The 21,720-nt window shown below is 53.0% G+C and carries 18 protein-coding genes; 12 read left to right on the top strand and 6 right to left on the bottom strand.

Going from position 1 to position 21,720, the window contains the following annotated elements; genetic code table 11:
• Nucleotides 1-225: 225 nt before the first annotated feature.
• On the top strand, nt 226-3,360 hold the full coding sequence (locus EYB31_RS05605) for an ATP-binding protein (protein ID WP_165452232.1): 3,135 nt from the start codon (nt 226-228) through the stop codon (nt 3,358-3,360).
• A gap of 35 nt (nt 3,361-3,395) precedes the next feature.
• Nucleotides 3,396-4,499 carry a BTAD domain-containing putative transcriptional regulator gene (locus EYB31_RS05600; protein WP_131012302.1) on the top strand — a complete coding sequence of 368 codons (1,104 nt, stop codon included), beginning with the start codon at nt 3,396-3,398 and terminating at the stop codon, nt 4,497-4,499.
• Between the two features lie 470 nt (nt 4,500-4,969).
• Here EYB31_RS05600 and EYB31_RS05595 read toward each other — a convergent pair whose 3' ends face one another.
• Nucleotides 4,970-6,148 (bottom strand): glycosyltransferase family 2 protein, encoded by a 1,179-nt coding sequence (locus EYB31_RS05595; protein WP_131012301.1) that lies wholly within the window; start codon nt 6,146-6,148, stop codon nt 4,970-4,972.
• Between the two features lie 174 nt (nt 6,149-6,322).
• Here EYB31_RS05595 and yyaC point away from each other — a divergent pair, with 174 nt between their 5' ends.
• The 7 genes from yyaC to EYB31_RS05560 all read left to right on the top strand — a co-directional run bounded on the left by yyaC (nt 6,323) and on the right by EYB31_RS05560 (nt 12,284).
• On the top strand, nt 6,323-6,883 hold the full coding sequence (yyaC, locus tag EYB31_RS05590; RefSeq protein WP_131012300.1) for a spore protease YyaC: 561 nt from the start codon (nt 6,323-6,325) through the stop codon (nt 6,881-6,883).
• Nucleotides 6,873-8,699 (top strand): ABC transporter ATP-binding protein, encoded by a 1,827-nt coding sequence (locus tag EYB31_RS05585; RefSeq protein WP_131012299.1) that lies wholly within the window; start codon nt 6,873-6,875, stop codon nt 8,697-8,699. Before yyaC ends, EYB31_RS05585 begins: the two co-directional genes overlap by 11 nt.
• A gap of 71 nt (nt 8,700-8,770) precedes the next feature.
• Complete coding sequence (locus EYB31_RS05580; protein ID WP_165452260.1) at nt 8,771-9,658, top strand: aldo/keto reductase; 888 nt, start codon at nt 8,771-8,773, stop codon at nt 9,656-9,658.
• 19 nt (nt 9,659-9,677) lie between these two features.
• Entirely contained in the window at nt 9,678-10,400 is a 723-nt protein-coding gene (locus tag EYB31_RS05575; protein WP_131012297.1) for an AAA family ATPase, read from the top strand.
• 322 nt (nt 10,401-10,722) lie between these two features.
• Nucleotides 10,723-11,283 (top strand): GNAT family N-acetyltransferase, encoded by a 561-nt coding sequence (locus tag EYB31_RS05570; RefSeq protein WP_131012296.1) that lies wholly within the window; start codon nt 10,723-10,725, stop codon nt 11,281-11,283.
• Nucleotides 11,276-11,767, top strand: a complete 492-nt coding sequence (locus tag EYB31_RS05565) for an NUDIX hydrolase (RefSeq protein ID WP_131012295.1) — start codon at nt 11,276-11,278, stop codon at nt 11,765-11,767. The genes EYB31_RS05570 and EYB31_RS05565 overlap by 8 nt, the downstream gene beginning before the upstream one ends.
• A gap of 7 nt (nt 11,768-11,774) precedes the next feature.
• Nucleotides 11,775-12,284 carry a DUF6933 domain-containing protein gene (locus EYB31_RS05560; RefSeq protein WP_240762081.1) on the top strand — a complete coding sequence of 170 codons (510 nt, stop codon included), beginning with the start codon at nt 11,775-11,777 and terminating at the stop codon, nt 12,282-12,284.
• Nucleotides 12,285-12,489: 205 nt separating this feature from the next.
• On the opposite strand, the gene EYB31_RS05555 is transcribed toward EYB31_RS05560, so the two are convergent.
• Nucleotides 12,490-13,434: a Cof-type HAD-IIB family hydrolase gene (locus EYB31_RS05555; RefSeq protein ID WP_131012293.1), complete on the bottom strand. Its 945-nt coding sequence runs from the start codon at nt 13,432-13,434 to the stop codon at nt 12,490-12,492.
• Nucleotides 13,424-13,975 carry a CcdC protein domain-containing protein gene (locus EYB31_RS05550; protein ID WP_131012292.1) on the bottom strand — a complete coding sequence of 184 codons (552 nt, stop codon included), beginning with the start codon at nt 13,973-13,975 and terminating at the stop codon, nt 13,424-13,426. Before EYB31_RS05550 ends, EYB31_RS05555 begins: the two co-directional genes overlap by 11 nt.
• Before the next feature lie 103 nt (nt 13,976-14,078).
• Between EYB31_RS05550 and EYB31_RS05545 the strand changes: the two genes are divergently transcribed.
• On the top strand, nt 14,079-14,369 hold the full coding sequence (locus tag EYB31_RS05545; protein WP_131012291.1) for a hypothetical protein: 291 nt from the start codon (nt 14,079-14,081) through the stop codon (nt 14,367-14,369).
• A 199-nt stretch (nt 14,370-14,568) separates the two neighbouring features.
• Here the strand turns inward: EYB31_RS05545 and EYB31_RS05540 are convergent, their stop codons facing one another.
• From EYB31_RS05540 to EYB31_RS05530, 3 genes are all read right to left on the bottom strand, one after another.
• Entirely contained in the window at nt 14,569-15,966 is a 1,398-nt protein-coding gene (locus EYB31_RS05540; RefSeq protein ID WP_165452231.1) for an ABC transporter substrate-binding protein, read from the bottom strand.
• Between the two features lie 115 nt (nt 15,967-16,081).
• The gene (locus tag EYB31_RS05535) at nt 16,082-16,906 is read right to left on the bottom strand and encodes a carbohydrate ABC transporter permease (RefSeq protein ID WP_131012290.1); all 825 of its coding nucleotides are present in this window, start codon (nt 16,904-16,906) and stop codon (nt 16,082-16,084) included.
• Complete coding sequence (locus EYB31_RS05530) at nt 16,903-17,859, bottom strand: carbohydrate ABC transporter permease (protein WP_131012289.1); 957 nt, start codon at nt 17,857-17,859, stop codon at nt 16,903-16,905. Before EYB31_RS05530 ends, EYB31_RS05535 begins: the two co-directional genes overlap by 4 nt.
• A gap of 371 nt (nt 17,860-18,230) precedes the next feature.
• On the opposite strand from EYB31_RS05530, the gene EYB31_RS05525 reads away from it, so the two are divergent.
• Both EYB31_RS05525 and EYB31_RS05520 read left to right on the top strand, forming a co-directional pair.
• A complete protein-coding gene (locus EYB31_RS05525) occupies nt 18,231-19,814 on the top strand; it encodes a helix-turn-helix domain-containing protein (RefSeq protein WP_131012288.1) in 1,584 nt (527 codons plus the stop codon).
• Nucleotides 19,811-21,607: a sensor histidine kinase gene (locus tag EYB31_RS05520; RefSeq protein ID WP_131012287.1), complete on the top strand. Its 1,797-nt coding sequence runs from the start codon at nt 19,811-19,813 to the stop codon at nt 21,605-21,607. The genes EYB31_RS05525 and EYB31_RS05520 overlap by 4 nt, the downstream gene beginning before the upstream one ends.
• Nucleotides 21,608-21,720 lie beyond the last annotated feature (113 nt).

The following is a 21,720-nucleotide window of genomic DNA, read 5'->3' as shown; positions in this document are numbered from 1 at the left end:
TCCATAACTAATGGAGAATGAAAAAGGGAACGCGAGCTGCAGCAGCCATCAGGCTTATCCATGTTTCTCGACATTAAGGTGTAAACAGTCCGGTCATACATCGAATAAGGTATGGAGCATACGGCTCCATGCCTTATTGTCGATCAATCGGGAAGCCTTTATGCTAGAAACTATGCTACAATATGACAAGATACACAGGTTTACGACATGCAGAGGAGGACCATAGTGCTCAAAAGGATTTTACTCGTCTGTCTATCCGCACTCATCTTGTTTTCATTCATTCCATTTTCCCTTATTTCCGAAAGCGATAAGCGAACCAATGAATTTCAAGCGCGCGATGGCGTCTTGGATCTTTCCGCATGGAATTACGAGCAGGATCAACGTATTACGTTAGACGGGACATGGGAGTTTTATTGGAACCAGCTGCTTACTCCTGACGATTTCCGGCAAAACGGCCCGGAACGGCTTGTTCCCGATACAATGATGAAGGTGCCGGGACAATGGAACGGAAAAACCGTGAACGGAAAACCGCTGCCTGCCTATGGTTCGGCCACGTACCGGCTTGTGCTGAAAAACGTGCCGTTTGACGGAGTATACGCGTTGAAAAAAACGAATGTCCGCTTTGCCAGCACCGTCTATGCCAATGGACAAATGCTGTTCGAAGACGGGAAAACTTCCGTTAAAGCGGCGGGTTATGAGGCCGGCAACGTTCCTCAATTCGCTTTTTTTTCCGCCGAGAAAGGCGATGTGGAAATTATCGTGCAAGTGGCTAATTTTGCTTACGCCAACTCCGGCATAGCGGCCTCCTTATATTTCGGCGAACAAGCGGCCATGATGGACTTTCAGCAGAAAGCCAAGGCGCGGGATTTAACCATATTCGGCATACTGACCACCCTTGCGCTTATTTTCTTTCTATGTTACGTGACGGCGGCTTATTACGGCAAAAAAGACAGCTCTTTGCTGCTGTTTGCGCTGATTTGCTTCTTTTACGCCGTTTACAACGGCTTGATCGGAGAACGTGTCATGTTAATGTACGTGCACGGAATCCCGTTTGAAGTGTTGTTTAAAGTCAAAGATCTATGCACGTTTTCTTGTTTTATCGCATTGGCGCTCTTTTTCTATCAGTTGAAAAAAGGGATTCTGTCGCGCTGGTTTACCCGAGCATTTATCGTGGTGCTCAGCGTCTATATGACGGCGATTGTCCTGCTGCCCATCCCCATTTACACCAAAGCCGAGCCATACATCATTCTGCTGTATGAATCGACGACCATTTGGCTGCTGCTGAGGACCGCCGTATTGTATATCCAAAGCGAGCACGGCGAGAGGTTAAAAGCATTTTTGCTGTTTATGGCGATGCTCTGTTTTACTTTATATTCCATAGACCTCATCTTGTTTTCATTTTCGCTCAAAGAAAGCTTTTGGCTCGGGGAACTGTATATTGTCGTATTTAATATTATACTTATTTTTCTCGTCGTTCTGCGTTTTTTCGAGGCTTACCATACGGTGGACGCGATGCGGATCCGGCTGCTTCAATTGGACAAGCTGAAGGATGAGTTTCTATCGAACACATCCCATGAACTGAAGACGCCGCTGAATGCTATCGTAAGCATATCCGAATCTTTGCTCCGGGGAGTCGAAGGCCCGGTAACCGAAAAGCAAGCGCAAAACCTGGAGATTGTGATGGGAAGCGGCCGAAGATTAACGCTGCTTGTCAATGAACTGCTTGATTATTCCAAAATGAAGCATGGCGATATCGTATTGTACAGAAACGGCATGGATTTGCAGGCTGTGACGGACTCCGTCCTCAAGATCCATATGTTCCTGCTGGGCAGTAAACGGATCTCGCTGGTGAACGGGATATCCGCGAGTTTTCCCGCGGTATACGCGGATGGCAACCGGCTGGTGCAAATTTTGCATAATTTGATCGGCAATGCGATTAAATTCACCGAGCAAGGCACAGTGGAAATCAGCGCGGAGATTGTCCGCGATATGGCGCAAATCCGCATTCGCGATACGGGTGTCGGGATCCCGGAGCATATGCAGGAACGTATATTTGACGCGTTTGAACAGGCGGATACGCCGGAAATCCGTAACGAAGACGGAACCGGCTTGGGCTTAAGCATTACAAAAAAGCTGGTCGAGCTGCACGGCGGAGAAATAAACGTCCAATCGAGCCCTGGCGAAGGAGCGGTATTTACGTTTACGCTCCCGCTGCTTGACAAGGCTTCAAGCCAAATGGCGCCTTTGAAAATCGAAAAGTCGCAGCCGTCGAGCGGTTTCAGCATTCCGATCACCGAATTCCCGCTTTATATGAAAGGGGAAATCGACGAGCCGATTTTGATTGTGGACGACGACTATGCCAATCTTCAATCCATCACCAATTTGCTCAAGCTGGAGAAATATGCTTATGTCGCCGTCAACCGCGGAGAGATGGCGCTGGAGGAACTGTCGCGAAAATCCGATTTCTTTCTGGTTGTGCTGGATATCTCGATGCCCGACATGTCAGGTTACGAAGTGCTGAGAAAGATCCGGGAACGGTTTTCCCCGTTTGAGCTGCCGGTGCTGATGCTGACCGCTCAGAACCGGCTCGGCGAAATAAAACTGTCGATGGAAAACGGCGCTAACGATTTTGTCGGCAAACCGTATGAAGCGGACGAACTTATGGCGCGGGTCCGAAGTTTGACGCGGCTAAAGGCTTCCGTTAAACATGCCAAAGATGCGGAAATCGCCTTCCTGCGGTCTCAGATCAAGCCGCATTTTCTGTACAACGCATTAAACTCCATCGCCGAGTTGTGCGTAGACGAACCTGCGCAAGCGGAAGATTTGACGCTGCAGCTGTCGCAGTATATGAGAAGCAGCTTTGACTTTAAGCAGCTTGACTCATTAACGACAATCGAAAGCGAAATGAAGCTGGTGACGGCATATGTTAATATCGAACGGGCCCGTTATGGCGCAAGGGTGCAGGTGGAATACAACGTGACGGCAGATCCGTATACTCGGATCCCTCCGTTAATCGTGCAGCCGCTGGTGGAGAACGCGATCCGTCATGGACTGATGTCCAATTTCCGCGGAGGCAGCGTGACCGTCACGATCCAGCAGGGAGAAGATGCGGTGATCCGTTTTGCAATTGAGGACAATGGCAGCGGAATGAGCGCAAGCAAGCTGGAGGAGCTGCTGAGGCCAAGTGAAGATAAGAAAGGCGTAGGACTCTGGAATATTAGCCAGCGGATTAAGCTGCTTTACGGAAAAGGGCTTCATATAGAAAGTGAAGAAGGCAAAGGCACGAAGATTTCCTTTGACATTCCGGTTCAGTCGGCAATGCGCACAGACGCTTATGTCCGTACCGTCACCGCGAAGTAAAGGTTTCGCGTATTTCCAGGATAGGAGGATATACCATGCTGCGAGCTATTATAGTGGATGACGAAGAGTTGTCGGTGAAACGGTTGAAACGGATTTTGTCCGATAACGATGAGATTGAAACGTGCCATACCTTCCTGAACCCCCGGGAGGCGTATGAATTTGCCATGGAGCATCCGATCGATATCGCCTTCCTGGATATTTCGATGCCGGAAATTAGCGGCATGACGTTATCCGGATTGCTTCACGAAATCGACGATACCATTCACATCGTGTTTGTGACCGGGTATGAAGAATATGCGATTCAAGCATTTGATTTGGACGCTCTGGACTATTTGCTTAAGCCCGTCACTATGGAACGAATCTCCAGAACGCTCAGCAAAGCTATAAAAAGAACGCGGACCGCTGTCGCGCGGTCTTCTATGTCGGTACAGTTGTTTAACGGGTTGAAAATATACCGCAATGGCCCGGATCCCGATCCGATTATGCTGAGGACCCCCAAAACCGAAGAGCTGTTTGCTTATATCATCAGTAAAGGGGCCGTCAGCAGAGAAGAAATTACCGAGACCTTATGGAGCGGTTTGGAAACGAAAAAAGCGCTGAATAATTTGAATTCGACTTTGTATTATATTCGCAAGGCGACAAACTCGGAGACAACGGAAAATTGGCTTGCCGTCAGCCGAAATGAAATTCGGGTGGAGCAAAGCTCGGTATATTGCGATCTATATGAATTTGAACAATTGCTGAAGCAGCTCAGGCAGGACTCCGCGAGAAGCGCCGAGTTGTTCAAACGGGCGGAGTCGCTGTATACGGGACCTTTTTTGAAGGGGCGATCTTATGAATGGGCGCACGAGAAGACGTTGCGGCTGGAGCAAAATTATATCGAGCTGCTGGAGGCCGGAGCGAGAAGTTGTATAACGGGCGGACAGCACGAACGGTCGCTGCATTATTATTGCGAAATATTGAAGCTTGACCCAATCCGGGAAGACATCTGTCATGAGGTCATCCGGCTGTATGCGGAGCTGGGGAGGAGAACGGAGGCGCTCCGGCAGTACAAGTGGCTGGAGGAACTGCTGCAGCGGGAGCTTGGGACAAGTCCCGATCCGGTCATCACCGAATTTGTCAGAAACGTTCAGCTGTGAACGGGAGCGGATCCGAAAGAGCGGCACGATGCGCATCTGCCGGCCGCCGCGCCGGGCGAGATTCACCCGATGGCTGGCAGATGCGTTCAATAAGGTTAAAACAAAAAGGGCGACCCCTGATGAATTTGTCAGGATCGCCCTTTTGACCATTGGAGGCAAAGCGGATGCAGTTCCGGGACGCATGTATGAAATCGCGTCGGATGCGTATACAATGCATCTATCAGGAATGGTAGATGGCAAGAAGCGTCCATGTACATACAGTGGCGGCCAGAGCATAAACAACGTTTTTGATCGAAAGAGGGATCATGACGGTTCAACTCCTTTGTCAGAGAATTCGGGTGCTGACGCCGATTTCCGAGGGTTCCCGCGGAAAAACTGCAAATCCGGAGAATCTGCAGAGAAGCGGCTTAATTCCATTGTAGCCGATCGCGCAGAGCGGGAGTGTTAAGTTTTCGTGAATGGGAGACGGTCTAACGGCGGGTCATCTTCTTGAGCAAATCCAGCGGATAAAAGGTGCCCCGCCAATAAATTCCGTTCCGCCTCAAGGTGAGAAACACGGAGCGGAACACAACGTAAGTAAGCAGCAGCGCCGCCAGCGGCAGCGCCATAAGCTCGGGGCCAACCGAGCCGGTCAGCGAGCGGATATGCACGGCATACAACACGGCCATCAGCAGCGAGGAGAAGCCAAACAACATGCTGCCCAAGCCGCCGTACATCCACATGCCGATCCAAGGGCCAACGAATAAAGCAAGCTGGCCGGCTACCGCCAGTCCGGCTAACCAGAAGCGGTATTGAAAGCCGGAGAACACATTTTTCTCCAGTCCCTTCACAGCTTCGGAAAGACTGGCATACCATTCGACCTCCAGGCAGTTGGAGGCGGAAGCGAGCCGCTGGCGCAAACCGGCCGATTTGATGCACAAACCGAGCTGCAGGTCGTCATCCGGACGCATGGCAATCGCCTTATGAGTGCCGATGGCTTCGTACGCTTGCCTGCTCAGCATATTAAAGGCGCCGATGCCCATGCCATGCTTACGGTCTTCATCGGCGTTGGCCCTCCATGGACGAATGTACAAGCTGAACGCAAAAAAGAAGTAGCGCACAAATGCGGTAAGCCAAAACCCGCGGGCTTTAATATCCGGCGAAAGCGTCAGATGGTCGGCCTGCTCCCGGCGCATGAAGGCAACGGCGTCGCGTACCGCATGTTCACCGAAACTAACGTCCGCATCCGTGAATAAGAGGTATTCGCCGCGGGCTTTCAGATAACCTTGGTATAAGGCGTGGTTTTTGCCGAGCCACCCCTCCGGGAGGCTGCCGATATGAATCACTTCAAGGGGCGGCTCTTCCCGTCCCGGCCGGCGGGAGGCATCGTACAGCTCGTCCAGGATGCGGCCGGTCGCATCCTCCGAACGGTCATTGACGGCGATGATTTCCAGATGGGGATAGCTTTGACCGCGCAGACGCCGTATCGTTTCAGCGATCGCTTGCTGTTCTTCCTTAGCTGCAATTATAACGGAGACAAGCGGGTATTCCGCCAGTTCCCCGGAGGCAGGCAGCCGCAGCATATAGCGCATGGCCCGCACGGTTTCAAGCAGCACCAGCAGCCAATAAGCGGCGTTAAGCCAAGCCAATGCCGTATGTAATATGTGCATGACGCCACCACGTCCTCGCGTAATAAATTTGTCGGCATTATACCACGCCTGGGGCACACAAACAATTAAACGATTGTATATGGTACAATATGGGGTATAAAGCTTTGCCGGGGCATAACGAGAGGCAGGGCATACGAAGCGGCTTTTCAGACGGGAGCCTGGCAGGAGGAATCCATGGGGGATAATGACAAAAGGACGTTTCGCAAAAAGCTGAAGGGCGCGGAGTTAAGCGCATTTTTTCAATATATTCGCGAGGAACCGCTGACTGCGGAGGAGATTGTGTTTCTGTGCATTGGAACGGACCGTTCTACCGGCGATGCGCTGGGACCGCTTGTCGGCACGATGCTGGAGGAGGAGGGTTATCCGCATGTCTTCGGCACGCTGCGGCAGCCTCTGGATGCAAGCAATATGATAACGAGACTGAAGGAAATTCCGCCCGGCAAAAAAGTAGTCGCCATCGATGCCTGTATCGGCCAGCTGACTTCCGTCGGCTGCTATCAGGTGTCGAACCAGCCGATCGAGCCTGGAAAGGCAGTCGGCATGGGGCTTCCCGGGGTCGGCGATTTTGGAGTAGCGGCGATTGTAAACAGCGACGGCGGGAATAAGTATTCGATTCTGCAAAGCACATCGCTGTATCGGGTGATGGAAATGGCCAAGGAAATTGTCCGGGCGATCCGTACAGCCCTTCCTTTAGGCGAACCTGCTGCAGAAGGACAGGACAGCGATGAGAGATGACGGCATCCGCATGGGGGGCTTGGATAAGCAACTGCAGGGGAGAAGCAAGGCAACGCTTAAAGATGTGTCGCTGCGCCGCATCTTTGCGTTGTTCCGTCCTTATTTGCTGCCGCTTGCGGTGATTTTGCTGCTTGCGCTTGGCAGCGCGGTCCTCGGCTTGTTTCCTCCGCTTATCATGAAGCGGATCATCGATCAGGCGCTGGCGCAGCACAGCGTGCCTCAACTGCTCGAATTGTCTTTCCTGCTGGTGCTGCTGCCGGTCGTCGGCGGGCTGCTCGGCGTATGGCAAAACCACGAGAATACAAAGGTGTCGCAAGGGGTGATGAGGGATTTGCGGCAGGGGCTGTTTGCCAACTTGCAGAAGCAGTCGATGTCGTTTTTTACCCATTCCAAGTCCGGAGAGCTTATCCAGCGGCTGACCAGCGACGTGCAGGCGGTTCAGGGCGTCATCTCCTCGCTGGTCGTACAATCGGTAACCCAGGCGGTCATCGTGGGTACAACCATCGTTATTTTGTTCTTCTTGGATTGGCGGCTTGCTCTGCTTGCTACGGTCATTCTGCCGTTGTTTATTATGCCGGTGAGACGCGTATCGAATATCCGCAAGCAGCTGCGGTTCGAGACGCAGAAGGTGCGCGGGGAAATGTCCGCCCAGCTTGGCGAAATATTCGGTGTGTCGGGCGCGCTCCTGACGCGTATATTCCAGCGGGAGCCGGAGCAGCAGCGGCAGTTCGAGGCAACCAATAAGCAGGTCATGGATTTGGAGCTGCGGCTTAATCTCGTCGGAAGATGGTACGGGATGGTTATTGGGCTGCTGGGACCGCTTGGCACGGCACTTATTTTTTTGTACGGCGGATACAATGTCGTGCATGGAACGATGACCGTCGGCGGGATTGTCGCTTTTACCTTATATTTGGGCAGACTGTACGGGCCGGTCGGCACATTGCTGAATCTGCATGTGGAGGCGGCCACTGCGCTGGGGGTGTTTCAGCGCATCTTTGAATATCAAGACGCCAAGCCGGATATTGTTGATGCGCCGGGTGCGGCGGAGCTGAGCGATGTGCGGGGCGAAGTTTCGTTTTGTGATGTTTCGTTTGCCTATGAACCGGGGCAATATGCGCTGCGCCGCATCAGCTTTGATGTGCGCCCGGGCGAAGTGGCGGCGATTGTCGGCCCGAGCGGCGCCGGCAAGTCGACGCTGACCGGGCTGCTCGCGCGGTTATACGACCCGGCCGAAGGCCGGGTGCTGATCGACGGGCGCGACATGCGGGAGGTGACGCTGCGCAGCCTGCGCGAGCAGGTCGCTTTTGTGACGCAGGAGTCGTTTATGTTTCATGCGACCGTGCGAGACAATCTCTTGTTCGCCAAGCTTGATGCTACGCAGGAAGAGCTGGAGACGGCTTGCCGCGGGGCCTACATCCACGATTTGATCGCATCGCTGCCCGAAGGCTACGACACGATGGTGGGGGAACGAGGGCACCGCTTGTCCGGCGGCGAACGGCAGCGGATTGCCATTGCCCGGGCTATGCTCAAAAACCCGCGTATTCTTGTGCTTGACGAAGCGACGTCGCATCTCGACTCCGCGTCCGAAGCATACGTTCAAGCGGCGCTTGAACAATTGATGCGCGGCCGCACAACGCTGGTCATCGCCCATCGGTTATCGACCGTGCTCGCGGCAGATCAAATCATCGTGCTGGAGAGTGGCGGTTTGGCGGAAAAGGGCACGCACAGCCAATTGCTGGAGTTAAACGGATTGTACGCAAGGCTGTATTATACGCAGTTCGCCAAAGTGCGAGAGGATGGAGAACGTCCGAAGTAGTTGTTCAAGCGGTATCTGCGAAGAACGCTCCAGCTTGGCCAATAAACATTAACCTAAGGATGGTGGCTATGATGCAGGAAGATCGTGTAAACCATGTCGCAAACGGGTCGAATCACCGAGTGAAATTGCCCGACGGGACACTGCTGCCAAGACTCGGTCAGGGCACCTGGTTTGTTGGGGATTCCCCGGCGAATAAACGGCAGGAGATAGATGCCTTGCGAACCGGCGTAGAGCTCGGGATGACGCTGATCGATACCGCGGAAATGTACGGCGACGGCAGGTCCGAGTTGCTTGTCGGGGAAGCGGTTGAAGAGATTCGCGATCAGGTGTTTCTTGTATCCAAGGTATATCCGCATAACGCCGGGACAAGCCGCATCACCCGCAGCTGCGAGGAAAGTCTGAAGCGGCTGCGGACGGACCGCCTCGATCTGTATCTGCTGCATTGGCGGGGGAGTATCCCTTTCAGCGAGACGGTGGAAGGCATGGAGCGGCTTGTCGCTCAGGGCAAAATTTTACGCTGGGGCGTCTCCAATCTGGATACGGCCGATATGAAAGAGCTGTTCGCTCTAACGCGGGGCACGCATTGCGTAACCAATCAGGTGTTGTATCACCTCGGTTCGCGAGGCATCGAATACGATCTGCTGCCATGGCTTAAGGAGCGGCATGTGCCGATTATGGCCTATTGTCCGCTTGCCCAGGCAGGTTCGCTGCGCAGAGGTCTTGTCGAACACGAAACTGTAAGAGCCGTTGCGCGCCGGCATGACATCACGCCGTTTCAGCTGCTGCTGGCTTGGTCCATCCGCAGCGGCGACGTCATTGCGATCCCCAAATCGTCGTCCATAGATCACGTCAAGGATAATGCCGCGGCGGATCAAGTCGAGTTGACGGAGGAAGATTTGGCGCAGTTGGACAAGGCTTTTCCGAAGCCGACGCGGAAAGTTCATCTCGATATCGTATAACGGCAGGAGCGCTTATTTTATGCTGCATCAAATTACTAAGCTGCATGACAAAATCGAAAATGCCGACCGGTATCCGTTTCATATTCCGGCTATACGTCATCTGGACGTATTAAAGCTCAACAAAAACGTTACCTTTTTCGTCGGAGAAAACGGTTCGGGCAAATCGACGCTGCTGGAGGCGATCGCTTACCAATGCGGGTTTCATACGGCGGGAGGCAGCCGCAACAACCAATACGAGCTGGCCGCTTCCGAAGCCCGGCTGGGGGATTATATCCGGCTGTCGTGGATGCCGAAAGTAAATCACGGATTCTTTTTGCGGGCGGAGTCGTTTTTTCAGTTTGCCAATCATATCGACGAGTTGGCCAAGGAAGATCCTATTAAGGCGTACGAGCCTTACGGCGGCAAATCGCTGCACGAGCAGTCTCATGGTGAATCATTCCTGGCTTTGTTCCAAAATCGTTTCGGCCGACGCGGCATCTATTTGCTGGACGAACCCGAAGCGGCTTTGTCGCCGGCCCGCCAGCTCGCTTTTATCAGCCTCATTCATGAACTGCAGCGCCACGCACAGCTCATTATTGCCACGCATTCGCCAATTTTGCTCGGTTATCCGCATGCCGATATTTTCCACTTTGGCGACGATGCGATCCGGCCTATGCAATACGAAGACACGGAGCATTACCAGATCACCCGCCGGTTTCTCGAGAACCGCGCCATGTACTTGAGGGAGCTGCTGGATGAATAGAGGCGGCCAATCCTTGCGTTGGCCGATATGGACATTTCCTGCGCGTTTAGAAGGATGTGTCATAAGCCCGTTAGGAGCTATCCGACGAAAGTAAATCCGTGAAAATTTATTCATGAGTGCGGTTATTGCGGGAAAGGGATGGCATTCCACCGCTCGTGAAAACCGTGTTTTTCTTGAATTTGCCTTGCGGTAAAAACACGGTTTTCAAGGCGGACGTAAACTTTCCATACCATTCCCTTACCCTCCATACACCAGCATGAATAAATTTTCACAAAAATCAATCCGTCGGACAGACTCCTAAGAATATGAGGATGGTGAAAAAATGAACCCCGCGCATGAGAGCAACCGCATTCAGTTGATCCAAGCCGAAGAGCAGGACAAGGCAGTCATTAGAAATCTGATGCAGTATTACCAATACGATGCCACCGAATACAATCAAGAGGATCCAAGCCCGTTTGGCTTGTTTAATTACAATTATCTGGATCATTATTGGACCGATCACGGGAAAAACAATGAAGGCCGGGTTGCTTATATCGTCAAAGTAAACGGAAATTTGGCCGGATTCGCGCTTGTGAACAATTTTAGTTATGTGCTTAAAGGAGCCGATGTGAAAACGATAGCCGAATTTTTCATCATGAGAAAGTATAGAAAGCAAGGAGTCGGCAGAGAAGTGGCGTTCCGCATTTTCGATACGCATCCGGGCTTTTGGGAAGTCAAGCAGGAGAAGGAAAACGCGATCGCTCATCAATTCTGGAAGTCGACGGTGGACCGGTATACCGGCGGCAACTATGACAAGCTGGAGTCGTACCCGCCGGTCTGGGACGGGCCGATCGTTTATTTTCAAGCCGCCAATAACCAAAACCGGGAGGGAAACGATGTCTAAATCCATCTATGCCGACTGGAGCGGCCACCATGTGAAGCTGACTTGGATACCTGGGAATACATATCCCGACCACGGGAAGGTGACTAGCGTTCACGGTTATTGCATGGACGGGGACAAAATTCTCTTGGTGCATGTTGCGGGCAGGGGATTCAACATTCCGGGCGGTCATGTGGAGCAAGGCGAAACGCCGGATCAAGCTTTTCACCGCGAAGCGCTGGAAGAGGGCTGCGTCGAAGGCGACATCGGCTTGCTTGGTATGATTGAAGTGAGCAACGAAGACAATCCGCTGTACGATCCAAGCGGCAAATATCCGTTTATCGGGTATCAGCTTTTTTATAGAATGGACATCACGGCTTGTCTGCCTTTTTCAAGAGAGCATGAAACGTTGTGCCGCATTTGGGTGGAGCCCGGCGAAGTGCCGTATGTGATGAACGATCACGAGTTAGCGCTGCTGATTTTGGAAGAGGCTCTGAGCCAAAAATAAAGTATAAATGAGGGACAACCCGATGGTCGTAATTCGCTTGACCAAATCTTTGCAAAAGGAACTTAAACTGCAGCCCCAGAAAGTCGATATTTCCAACCCTTTCTTCAGCTGGCATGCGAATATGTTTTTGCTGCGCAGAAGGAAGTGCATCGTACTGATGAATGACCTGTCGCGATTAAGTTTGACGCTGCATGGAATCAAGTCCAGCCAGTACAAAAATTTGCATGAAATTTTCCAATCGGAGCTGAGGGAGTATTTAACCAGCGAGGGTATTGAAGAACGAATGGTTACGGCTTACCTCGATCATTGCACGAACCTTGTAGTGTCAAACACCGATAACCGAAGCGTGATAGGCACGTTAAATGAGATTATGTTTACGATGAACGCAGTGGAAAAAGATGATAGGTATGAAAGCAACACAGAAAGAAATCAATGGAATAACCAGATCATTTATAAGCCAATCGACTACAATAAGCCCATAGATGTGTTTAAGTCCGAATTGGTGAAATATGTATAATGTTTCAACCGGTAATCCTGCCGGCCGAAAGCCGAATCCGCTTCATATCAGCGGAGCCGCTATGATCCGCCGGTACAACGAGCGTGGCCTGCGTGAGGTTCGACCGACCGCCGCGCAGCGCTGCAACGCGCGTTTGGGATTCGCGCGCGTTGAACGAGCATTTCTCATCTCAGACGCTCGTGAGGTTGCTCTGTCGCGGCTTCCCTCAACCGAGTAACCTCTCCCCATCGGCTCCGCTGTTCATCGTCAGTTTCTCCAGCACAACGGCGACGCCGTCGTTATCGTTGTTCTCCGTCACCCGCCGCGCGGCATGCTTCAGATCCTCTACCGCATTGCCCATCGCCACCGGATAACCGACAAGCCGAAACAACGCCAAATCGTTGTAATCGTCGCCGAATGCCATGCACTCCCGCACGCTGATCCCCATGCCGTTTAATAGCCGGGCGACGGCCGTCGATTTGCAGGCCATTTTGTGCATCAGCTGCACAAGCGTGCCGCCGTCCGTACGGATAATGTTCAAGCGGCTGCCGAACGTTTCCGCGAAAGAGTCAAACGAACCGAAGGCGGGAAGCAGTATTTTCACCGCGCCGGTTCTGCCGAACGTCTCGATGTCCAGCGGCAGCGGCTGCTCTACGCCCGGCGGCATGCCAAACAAAGCGGATTCTTCGGGAGTCAGCGGGCGGGTTGCAAACAGCTCATTGTCTTTTTCCGCCGTAAAAAAGCTTGCCGGCTCCTGTGTTTGTATGTAATCATATACTTCCTTGAGCAGCGCCCCGTCGATTGAAAGCCGCTCCTGTTCGCCGGTATATTTATTCACCGACAATCCCCCGTTGTAATATACCATATGCGCCATACCGGGCAGTTCCGGACAGAGAATCGCAATCGAACGCGGCGGACGCGCCGTAGCGACGATCAATTCGATGCCTTCCTCCAGGCAGCGCTGAAGCGCCCTGCGGCTGCGCGGGGAAATGCTTTTGTCCGAACGGAACAACGTCCCGTCGAGATCGATCGAGACCGCTTTGACAGGGGAGGCGGATGTCATTTCACGCGAAGCGCCCGAGCGGCCTGCCTGGTCTGTGTGCGCAGTTGCGCTGCCGGCTGCCGTTTCATCCTTAAACCGTTCTTCCCGATGCAGGCGGTTATTGTTCATCACTGCTCCTCAGCTCCTTTTCCTTGCGCAGCAAATAGCCAAAATATCCAACATAATAAGCGATAATGACATAAAAGATGCCCGACGTCCACGGATCGCTCGCCAGAGCCTGCGGGTCATAAGGGTTGGCGTTAAACGGATGGCTCGGATCGTTCTGTGCTTGCGAATACATCAGGAACATGCGGTAAGCCAGTCTGCCCAAAAATAGGAAAAGCACAGACAATTCGATGCCCAGATGCGTACGGTAATACCAGCCGTCTTGCCGCTTTTCGAACCGGCTGTGTTTGACCGCGTAAATGGCCAGGCAAACACCGACGGCAAGCCCTGCGACGTCTCCGATCATATAAAGCGGATGGCGCAGCCCGGCAATAAAGATGGCGATGCCAATGACGGCAAAGAGCACGGTCCGGATGATCAAACGACTTCGCTGCAGCTTTTGAAACCCGATGCTTCTTTTGACCCTGCGGTAAATGACAAAGGCGAGCAGAAGCACGATATAGAGAACCGAGCCTGTATTCTGAATGATTAAGCACCTCCACATAAATAAAATATTGGCGTGACAAAGTTCGATATTGTTTTTAATAAGCGGCTTATATAATAAATAGTACTTTCCGGACAATTTGTCAAAAAAGGAGCTGGCGAAAATGACCCCGACAAAACATATCAATCTGAGAAACAAGGATGGCTTGGTTTATTGCTGCCTCAGAAATAAAGTGGTACAGCTGGATGACCAGCAGGAGCGGCAATTCTGTTCCCAATGCAAAATGTATGCCGGCCCGGCGGATGGACAAGGAGTGGAATGCATATGGGAGGATATGCGTGATATTGGCAGCCCTTATACGGCGGTGGATCCCTACGAGGAATTCAAGCAAAACCAGAAGCGCAAAATCACGACCCCTCCGTTTATTTCGGGTTTGATCGTTTACGGAACATGAGTGGTGAGAGGAGGGCGGCTAGCGCGCTTGCAGCAAAGCTGGCGAGGCGCAGCCTCACATCAGCCCGCCATGCAGTTTAAACCGCCGAGCAGCAGCAAGGGTGCTGCCCAGCGGAAGCCGATAGCGGGTGTATTCTGAAGCATGCCGACAAAAAAAGGCGCTCCCCCTATTGGAGGAAGCACCCTATTTATCCGGTTAGTTATTTCACCGTTTTGTTGTACTGCTGAATTTTTCCGGTAATCTCCTTGGCCGCTCCGTCCAATGCGTCCTTAGGCGATTTTTTATTATTCAGCGCTTCTTCGATGGCGCCTTCCACAATTTGTCTCGCTTCCGGGAACACGCCGATGACCGCGCCTTGTGTAGCGGTATTCGATTTCGTTTGGTGCAGCTGATCAACAGCGGTTTGGAATTGCGGGAACTTCTGCATGTTGTCCTTGACGATTTGCTCATCGTACGCTTTTTTGGTAATTGGGAAGTAGCCCGTATTGATGTGCCAGTACGCCTGTTCTTTCGGCGATGTTAAGAACTTGATGAAGTCCCATGCTGCCTTCTGCTCGTCGTCCTTGCGGTCGTTCATAATCCACAAGCTTGCTCCGCCGACGACAACGCCGCCTTCCTTCGCATCGGACGGTTTCGGCAGGAAACCGGTGCCCACTTCGAATTTATCTTTAGCGCCGTCGACAAGTCCCTTCAGTCCAGCGGTGGATTCCAGAATCATACCGACTTGACCGGCTAGGAATGCCTTCTTGGAGTCATCCGTTTTGCGGCCGAGGTTCACGGCAGCTTTGGAATCAACGAGGTTTTTCCACCAGTTCAGCGTGTTCACCGCAGTTTCGCTGTTCACTATAGATTCGGTAGCCAAAGCGGTGCGGCCGTTGCCGTTGTTTACAAACTCGGCGCCTTGGTTAGCCAGCAGCTGTTCCATAAACCAGCCGTAAATCGCCAGGTTTGCGCCGGAAGCTTTGCCGGTTTTGGTAATCGCGTCGGCTGCCTTTTGGAATTCGTCGAACGTTTTCGGCGGTTTTTCCGGATCGAGGCCGGCTGCTTTGAACAAGTCCTTGTTATAGTACAAAATCGCATTGGACGAGTTGAACGGCATCGAATCGAGCTTGCCGCTGTGCGAATAATAACCCGTAATGTTCGGCTCAAGCTGGGACAAGTCGTATTTGTCCATGTCGATGAACTTTTGCACCGGTGTTGTCGTTTTCGAGTCGATCATGAAGCGCGAGCCGATCTCATACACCTGCACCAGAGAAGGGCTGTCCGGCGAACCCATCGAAGCTTTCAGCTTGCTGAGCAAATCGTCATAGCTGCCTTGGTAGATGGCCTCTACTTGAATATCTTTCTGGGAAGCGTTGAAGTCGGCGGCCATTTGCTCGACCACCTTCTGGTTGGTTCCGCCCATCGCGTGCCAGAACGTTACTTTTTTCGGTGTGCTTGCCGCGGCAGCAGGTTTGCTGTCTTTAGCCGCCCCCGTATCTGCAGGAGCCGCTGTGTTTCCGCCGGCGTTGCTGCCGGAATTGCCGCATGCCGCGGTCAGCAGCATGGCTGCCGTCAAAGAGATGCCTACCCATTTGGATTTGTTAAAAGAAACCATCGTTTTCTCCCCTTAATTTTAAAATGGAATGGAATGACTTTATATCATCATCGTCTTTCGACGTTGTTGCTGGGGTAAAAATCCGCTTCGCCGGGGTCGGCGGGCTGGTCATCGATCACCCTTTTACCGCGCCTGCGGTGATGCCGCGAATCAACTGCTTGACGCCAAGCGCGAGCAAGATGAAAGAAGGCAGAAGCACCAAGGTGACGCCGGCGAGAATCAGGTTCCACGAATTGATCTCTTCATGCTGCAGCATGGCGACGCCGATCTGCACGGTACGCATCGCCGGTTTGTTCGTAATGAGCAGGGGCCACAAGTAACTGTTCCAGTGGTGCAAAAACACGTACACGCTAAGCGTGGAAAGCGCCGGCTTGGACAAGGGCAGCACTAGCGAAACGAAGGTGCGCAGATGGCCGCAGCCGTCGATTTTGGCCGCGTCGAACAGCTCGCCGGGCAACTGCAGGAAAAACTGGCGCAGCAGGAACACGCCAAATGCCCCGGCGATAAACGGCACGATCAGACCCGGGTAGCTGTCCATCCAACCCCACGATTTGATCGTCAAATAGTTGGGGATGACGGTCACTTCCCACGGAATCATCATCGTCGATAAATACACCATAAACAGCGCCGTTTTCCCTTTGAACCGCAGAAAAGCAAAGGCGTAAGCGGCCATGCTGGAAGTCACGACTTGGCCGAGCATAATCGCTCCCGATACGACGACGCTGTTGACGATAAAACGGACAATCGGCATCGTGGCGATGGCGAGCTGGAAGTTGCCGAGATACAGCTGATGCGGAAACAGCGGCGGCGGAAAGTTCGACACTTCCTTCTCCGTCATAAACGACGACAATACGGTAAAAATAAGCGGATACAGCACAAGCGCGGCCAAAGCGGCCAGCACGATGTACAGCAGCGTCCGGTTTAACGGTTTGATCGTCATTGATAATGCACCTTCTTTTCCAATACGACAAATTGCAGAACGGTTAACGCGAGGATGATGACAAACAACACAAGCGCTTCTGCGCTGCCGATTCCAAAGCGGAAATTCACGAAAGCGTCCTGATAAATCGTGTAGACGACCACATTGGTCGAATTGATCGGACCGCCTTTGGTTAAAATGTGAATTTGCCCGAATGCCTGAAACGCCCCGATAATGGAGACGATCAGCACAAAAAACAAAGTCGGCGAAAGCAGCGGCATCACGATGCGGACGAACGTGCGGATCGGACCGGAACCATCGATTTTGGCGCTTTCCAGCAGCTCCTCAGGAACGCCCTGCAGGCCGCTGAGCAGTACGATATAGACAAACCCCATGTTCATCCAAATCGTCATCATAGATACGGAAGGCAGCGCCCAGTTCGGATCGGCGAGCCAAGAAATGTTCGATATTCCCGCAAAACTTAAGAAATAATTCAGCATGCCCGCGGTCGGGTGAAACAGCAGAAACCAGATGATCGACCCGGTGCCGACCGAAATGACGATAGGCAGCGAAAAGATGAATTGGAACACCTTCATGCCTTTCAGCTTATTGTGGGTCAGCGCGGCGAGCAGCAGCGACCAGACGATGCAGGTAGGCACCGTGTACAAAATAAACTGCAGCGTCACAAGCAAATTCGAGAGGAAATGCTCGGATGTAAATATATCCGCATAGTTGTCGAAGCCGACGAAATCGGCAATCCGTCCGCGTGGATCGGTCAGGTGCAAGCTCAAGTAAACCGATTTAATTAACGGGTAAAACAAAAACAGGATAAACACAAGCAGCGAAGGAAACAGGAAAAAATACGCAAGCGCATGTTCCTTCCACCTCCATGCTTTCCGCGAACGCCCCTTTTCCGTAGCGGCGGGACGAGCCTTGACGCTCCGCATGCGGACGTCGTTTTCCAATACGCTCATTTGCACAAACCTCCCTTTTTACGATAGGCCTGATCGAACTCGGACCGTGAATATGCTTGCTGCTGCTTTTCATGGTGACTGACTGCCGGCGTCTTGGCTCGACCCTGTCCGGTTCATGAGGGCACCGCTGTGCGCTTCTTTCGCATCAACCTCGTCCATTGTATCGCGGTAGTGTAAAACGGCTGTTAATGGCATGTGAAGATATTTTAAAGATCGGCAGCGAACGGGTACGGTTTTCTTCCCGGCCGATCCGGCGCTTTACAGATCCGGCGGGTTGTACGATGATAATACGTATATCTGTGAACCTGGCTGTTTGCCGTGTACGCATGTAGACGGGCGCAATTCAACAGGGAAAAGGGCGGTTGATTCCCATGAGAGAGAAAACGATTTTGAAGGTGCTGATCGTCGATGACGAGCTGCCGATTCGCCAAAGACTGCTGATGTACGATTGGGCTGCATGCGGAGTGGAGATCGTCGGCGAGGCGGAGAACGGCGAGGTCGCGCTTGATCTTTGCAGCAAGTGGCTGCCGGACATCGTGATGACCGATATTGTGATGCCGGTGATGAATGGTTTGGAGCTGCTGCGGGTCGTTTCCGAAACGTTTCCCGATACGAAAATGATTTTGCTGACCAGTCATACCGATTTTGAGTATGTACACCAAGCGTTGAAGCTCGGAGCCGTCGATTATTTGGTGAAAATGTCGCTCAGCCAGCAGGAGCTGGAGCAGACGGTGGGCAAGGCGCGCGCAAGGCTGGAGCATGAGCAGTCGCTTCGCGTGCATCAGCAGGAGCTTGTGAGGAAGCGGCTGTCCCGGCAGTTCACGCAGCTGCTTGCTTCCGCGGACGGTAACGCCGGCGTGTACGCCGAGTGGCTGGAGATGCTGAAGCTAACACAAGTCCCGTTCCGGTTCATCCGGCTGTTTGTCATGGCGGAACGGGAAGATCAGTTGGCGGTAGACGAGCAGGTCAGTTTTGTGCTGAATACGATGGAAGCGGATACAACCGGAGATCCGCTTTCCGTGCGTGGCGCTTCGGCGCGTGACGGTTTGCAGTCCCATGCTCACGGCAACATGAGCTGGTTTCCGGTACACCTTGGCGACTATTTCATTGTCGCTCCGATGCATATGGGGCAGGATGACGGCTTGGCGGCATTTGCCATGCAGTTAGTCGGGGCGATCCAATCTACCATAAGCGAAAGGCTTACCTTTCTGAGCGGCGATATCCGCGTGTTCTCGGCGGTAAGCGATCCGGTATCGACGCCGGAGCAGCTTCGCGACCGATTTCGCGAAACGTTTTATTGGCTTCACGATTTTTTTTACCAGCCCAAGCAGACCGTATTTTCGGGATCTCTTGCTCCGATGCAGGGGATGACGTCTGCGCTGCAGGCGCGGCTGAAGGCCCATCTTCTCCGCTTCTCCGCGGGCGAAAACGTGTTTGTCGATTATTTGCGCTCGGGGTTTGCGGAATGGATCGCCTCCGTCCGCCTGTATCCAAACGAACTGAAGGTTTTTGCCGCGCAGCTGCTGAGCGAATGGGGGGCGGCGGACGACGGCAAAATCGAGGCATCGGTTTCCCTGCCGGAGCTGGTATCCAACATGATTTATTTGCTGGAGGCAAGTCTCAAGGGGCAAGCCCGTCCGGAAGTACGGAAAGCCAAACAAATTATCGACGAGCGATTGGGGGAATCGGTGACGCTGGCCATGGTGGCCGAGGAGGTCGAGCTCAGCGCGGATTATCTCGGCAAGCTGTTCCAGGAGCAGCTCGGAGAATCGTTTAAGGACTATTTGACCCGCCGTCGTATTGAACGGGCGGCGTGGCTGCTGCGCAATTCAACGATGAAGGTATATGCCGTTGCCGAAGCTGTCGGTTTTCCGAATTACCGCTATTTTTCTACGTTATTCCGCAAGGTGACGGGTATGTCGCCGACCGACGTCAAGAGGGGAGAACCGGAATGAAGCCGTTCCACAAACTGCTGCGCCGGCTTCGATCGACCCGGCTGGCGACTAAGATGTTCCTGTTTCTGTTTTTTTCCAGTTCCTTCGTGCTTGCCTTATTAGCGTGGAATACGCTGGGCCGGGCGGAGGAAGTGTATAAATCCATGGCGCTGAAAGATTCCGAAATCATCATCAGCCGAACAAACGAATTTATCGACTCTTATCTTGATAATGTGCAGACGATCATGCTTCAGCTCGCTTTCCGCAGGGAGCTGTTCGGCGAAGGGCTTAACGAGAAGGAGAAGGAAGCGATTTTGCGCGAATACGTTCGCTCCAACGGCTCCGTGCTCAGCACGTTGTACGTTATTCCGGACCATGGCAATGTGGTCAGCAGTACGCAGCTGTATTACAGCATTCTCGGCAACCCGCATCTAACCCGTCTGGTCAAGCTGGCTAAGCTGAATTACGGTGCGGTCAACTGGAGCGAGCCTTACGAGTCGCCGCTGTCCCAGCGGACGATGGCTTTTGTTACGCCGGTATCGACGCCGGAGGGGCGGCCGCTTGGCGTTGTCGTGCTGGAGATTGATCTGAATCAGCTGAGCGCAAAGCTGTCGAGGCTGCTGGAGACGGAAGCACAGTCGTTTACCGTACTGTCGGCCGAGCAAAGCGTGGTAGCGAGCAATCCGCAAAGCAGGCTGATTCCGCGGCAGCTCAGACAAGGCAATACGTTCAGCGAAGAACTGATCGGGCAGCTGGCCGATTTGCCGATTGGGACAAGCCGGATGCAGCTGCTGGATAAGCCGATCATCGCCGTTAAATCAAATACGAACCGGCTCGGGTGGAGCCTCATCTCGATATTCGATGAAGCGTCTTTCTTCCGCGATATACGCGGCTTATATACGTACTACCGGGATGCGGCGCTGTATTGGGTTGTTCTGCTGTGTGTCGGGTCCTACCTGCTCAGCCGTTATTTCACCTTGCCGATCAAGCGGCTGGCGCTGCGCATGGACCGGGTGAAAGCGCTGGAGTTTCATTCGGTGCTGCCGCCGGAGTCGCGCGGGGATGAGATCGGCGAGCTTGCCCGCAGCTACCATGCCATGATGGAGCGGATCCGCAGTCTGAGCCAGGAGGTCAGACAAATCGAAGAGCAGAAGCGGGACTACGAGATCCGGATGCTGCAAAGCCAGATCGGGCCGCATTTTCTGCACAATACGCTCGCTTGTATCGAAAGTCTGGCCTTTCAACAGAAGATTGCCGAGGTGCAGATGACGATTCATTCGTTAACCGGACTGCTGTCGCTCAGCATCGGCAGGAAAACGCCGTTTATTACGCTGAAAGAAGAGCTTCAAGGACTCCACATGTTCGTGCAGATTCAAAATATTCGCTACGGCAAGCAAATCGCGCTGAATGTGCAGATGTCCGCGGAGCTGGGCGAACAGCAGATTCCCCGGCTGACCCTTCAGCCGATTATCGAAAATGCGATCTTTCACGGCATCGTTCCGACCGGCCGGCGAGGCAAAATCGGCATCAAAGTGGTTGCCGGCCGGAACGGGATGAACATATTTGTCCGCGACAACGGCATCGGCATGGAGGAAGCGCAGGCGCGCAGCCTGCTTGGAGCGGAACGCGGCACGCCCAGCAGCGGCAGCTTTAACAGCCTTGGCTTGGCCAATGTGAACAGCCGGCTGCAGCTGTATTACGGCTCCCCGTACGGTTTGAAAATAAGGGGCAGGCTGCAAAAAGGCACGGTTGTCCGCGTGCGTGTGCCCCTGATTTCCCGATTTCAGCCGATCTCGGAAACCGTGACACTTTGACGGCTTTCATGCATATCGCCCCCCTCATGCGCCATGAATACATTACGAATGTAACCGACAGAAGATAAAGGGGAGGCGAAAAAAAGAGATGAGCGATCTAACGATGGCGACGA

It is taken from the genome of Paenibacillus thalictri (genome assembly GCF_004307995.1).
Lineage (GTDB): Bacteria > Bacillota > Bacilli > Paenibacillales > NBRC-103111 > Paenibacillus_AF > Paenibacillus_AF thalictri.
The sequence above is the reverse complement of the archived record's forward strand: the minus strand, read 5'-3'. Positions and strand labels throughout refer to the sequence as shown.

Bases quoted from the DNA above. Each gene is read 5' to 3' on its own strand.
- EYB31_RS05600 (WP_131012302.1), top strand. From the start codon at position 3,396: ATGCTGCGAGCTATTATAGTGGATGACGAAGAGTTGTCGGTGAAACGG.
- EYB31_RS05595 (WP_131012301.1), bottom strand. From the start codon at position 6,148: ATGCACATATTACATACGGCATTGGCTTGGCTTAACGCCGCTTATTGG.
- yyaC (WP_131012300.1), top strand. From the start codon at position 6,323: ATGGGGGATAATGACAAAAGGACGTTTCGCAAAAAGCTGAAGGGCGCG.
- EYB31_RS05585 (WP_131012299.1), top strand. From the start codon at position 6,873: ATGAGAGATGACGGCATCCGCATGGGGGGCTTGGATAAGCAACTGCAG.
- EYB31_RS05580 (WP_165452260.1), top strand. From the start codon at position 8,771: ATGCAGGAAGATCGTGTAAACCATGTCGCAAACGGGTCGAATCACCGA.
- EYB31_RS05575 (WP_131012297.1), top strand. From the start codon at position 9,678: ATGCTGCATCAAATTACTAAGCTGCATGACAAAATCGAAAATGCCGAC.
- EYB31_RS05570 (WP_131012296.1), top strand. From the start codon at position 10,723: ATGAACCCCGCGCATGAGAGCAACCGCATTCAGTTGATCCAAGCCGAA.
- EYB31_RS05565 (WP_131012295.1), top strand. From the start codon at position 11,276: ATGTCTAAATCCATCTATGCCGACTGGAGCGGCCACCATGTGAAGCTG.
- EYB31_RS05560 (WP_240762081.1), top strand. From the start codon at position 11,775: ATGAGGGACAACCCGATGGTCGTAATTCGCTTGACCAAATCTTTGCAA.
- EYB31_RS05555 (WP_131012293.1), bottom strand. From the start codon at position 13,434: ATGAACAATAACCGCCTGCATCGGGAAGAACGGTTTAAGGATGAAACG.
- EYB31_RS05550 (WP_131012292.1), bottom strand. From the start codon at position 13,975: ATGTGGAGGTGCTTAATCATTCAGAATACAGGCTCGGTTCTCTATATC.
- EYB31_RS05545 (WP_131012291.1), top strand. From the start codon at position 14,079: ATGACCCCGACAAAACATATCAATCTGAGAAACAAGGATGGCTTGGTT.
- EYB31_RS05540 (WP_165452231.1), bottom strand. From the start codon at position 15,966: ATGGTTTCTTTTAACAAATCCAAATGGGTAGGCATCTCTTTGACGGCA.
- EYB31_RS05535 (WP_131012290.1), bottom strand. From the start codon at position 16,906: ATGACGATCAAACCGTTAAACCGGACGCTGCTGTACATCGTGCTGGCC.
- EYB31_RS05530 (WP_131012289.1), bottom strand. From the start codon at position 17,859: ATGAGCGTATTGGAAAACGACGTCCGCATGCGGAGCGTCAAGGCTCGT.
- EYB31_RS05525 (WP_131012288.1), top strand. From the start codon at position 18,231: ATGAGAGAGAAAACGATTTTGAAGGTGCTGATCGTCGATGACGAGCTG.
- EYB31_RS05520 (WP_131012287.1), top strand. From the start codon at position 19,811: ATGAAGCCGTTCCACAAACTGCTGCGCCGGCTTCGATCGACCCGGCTG.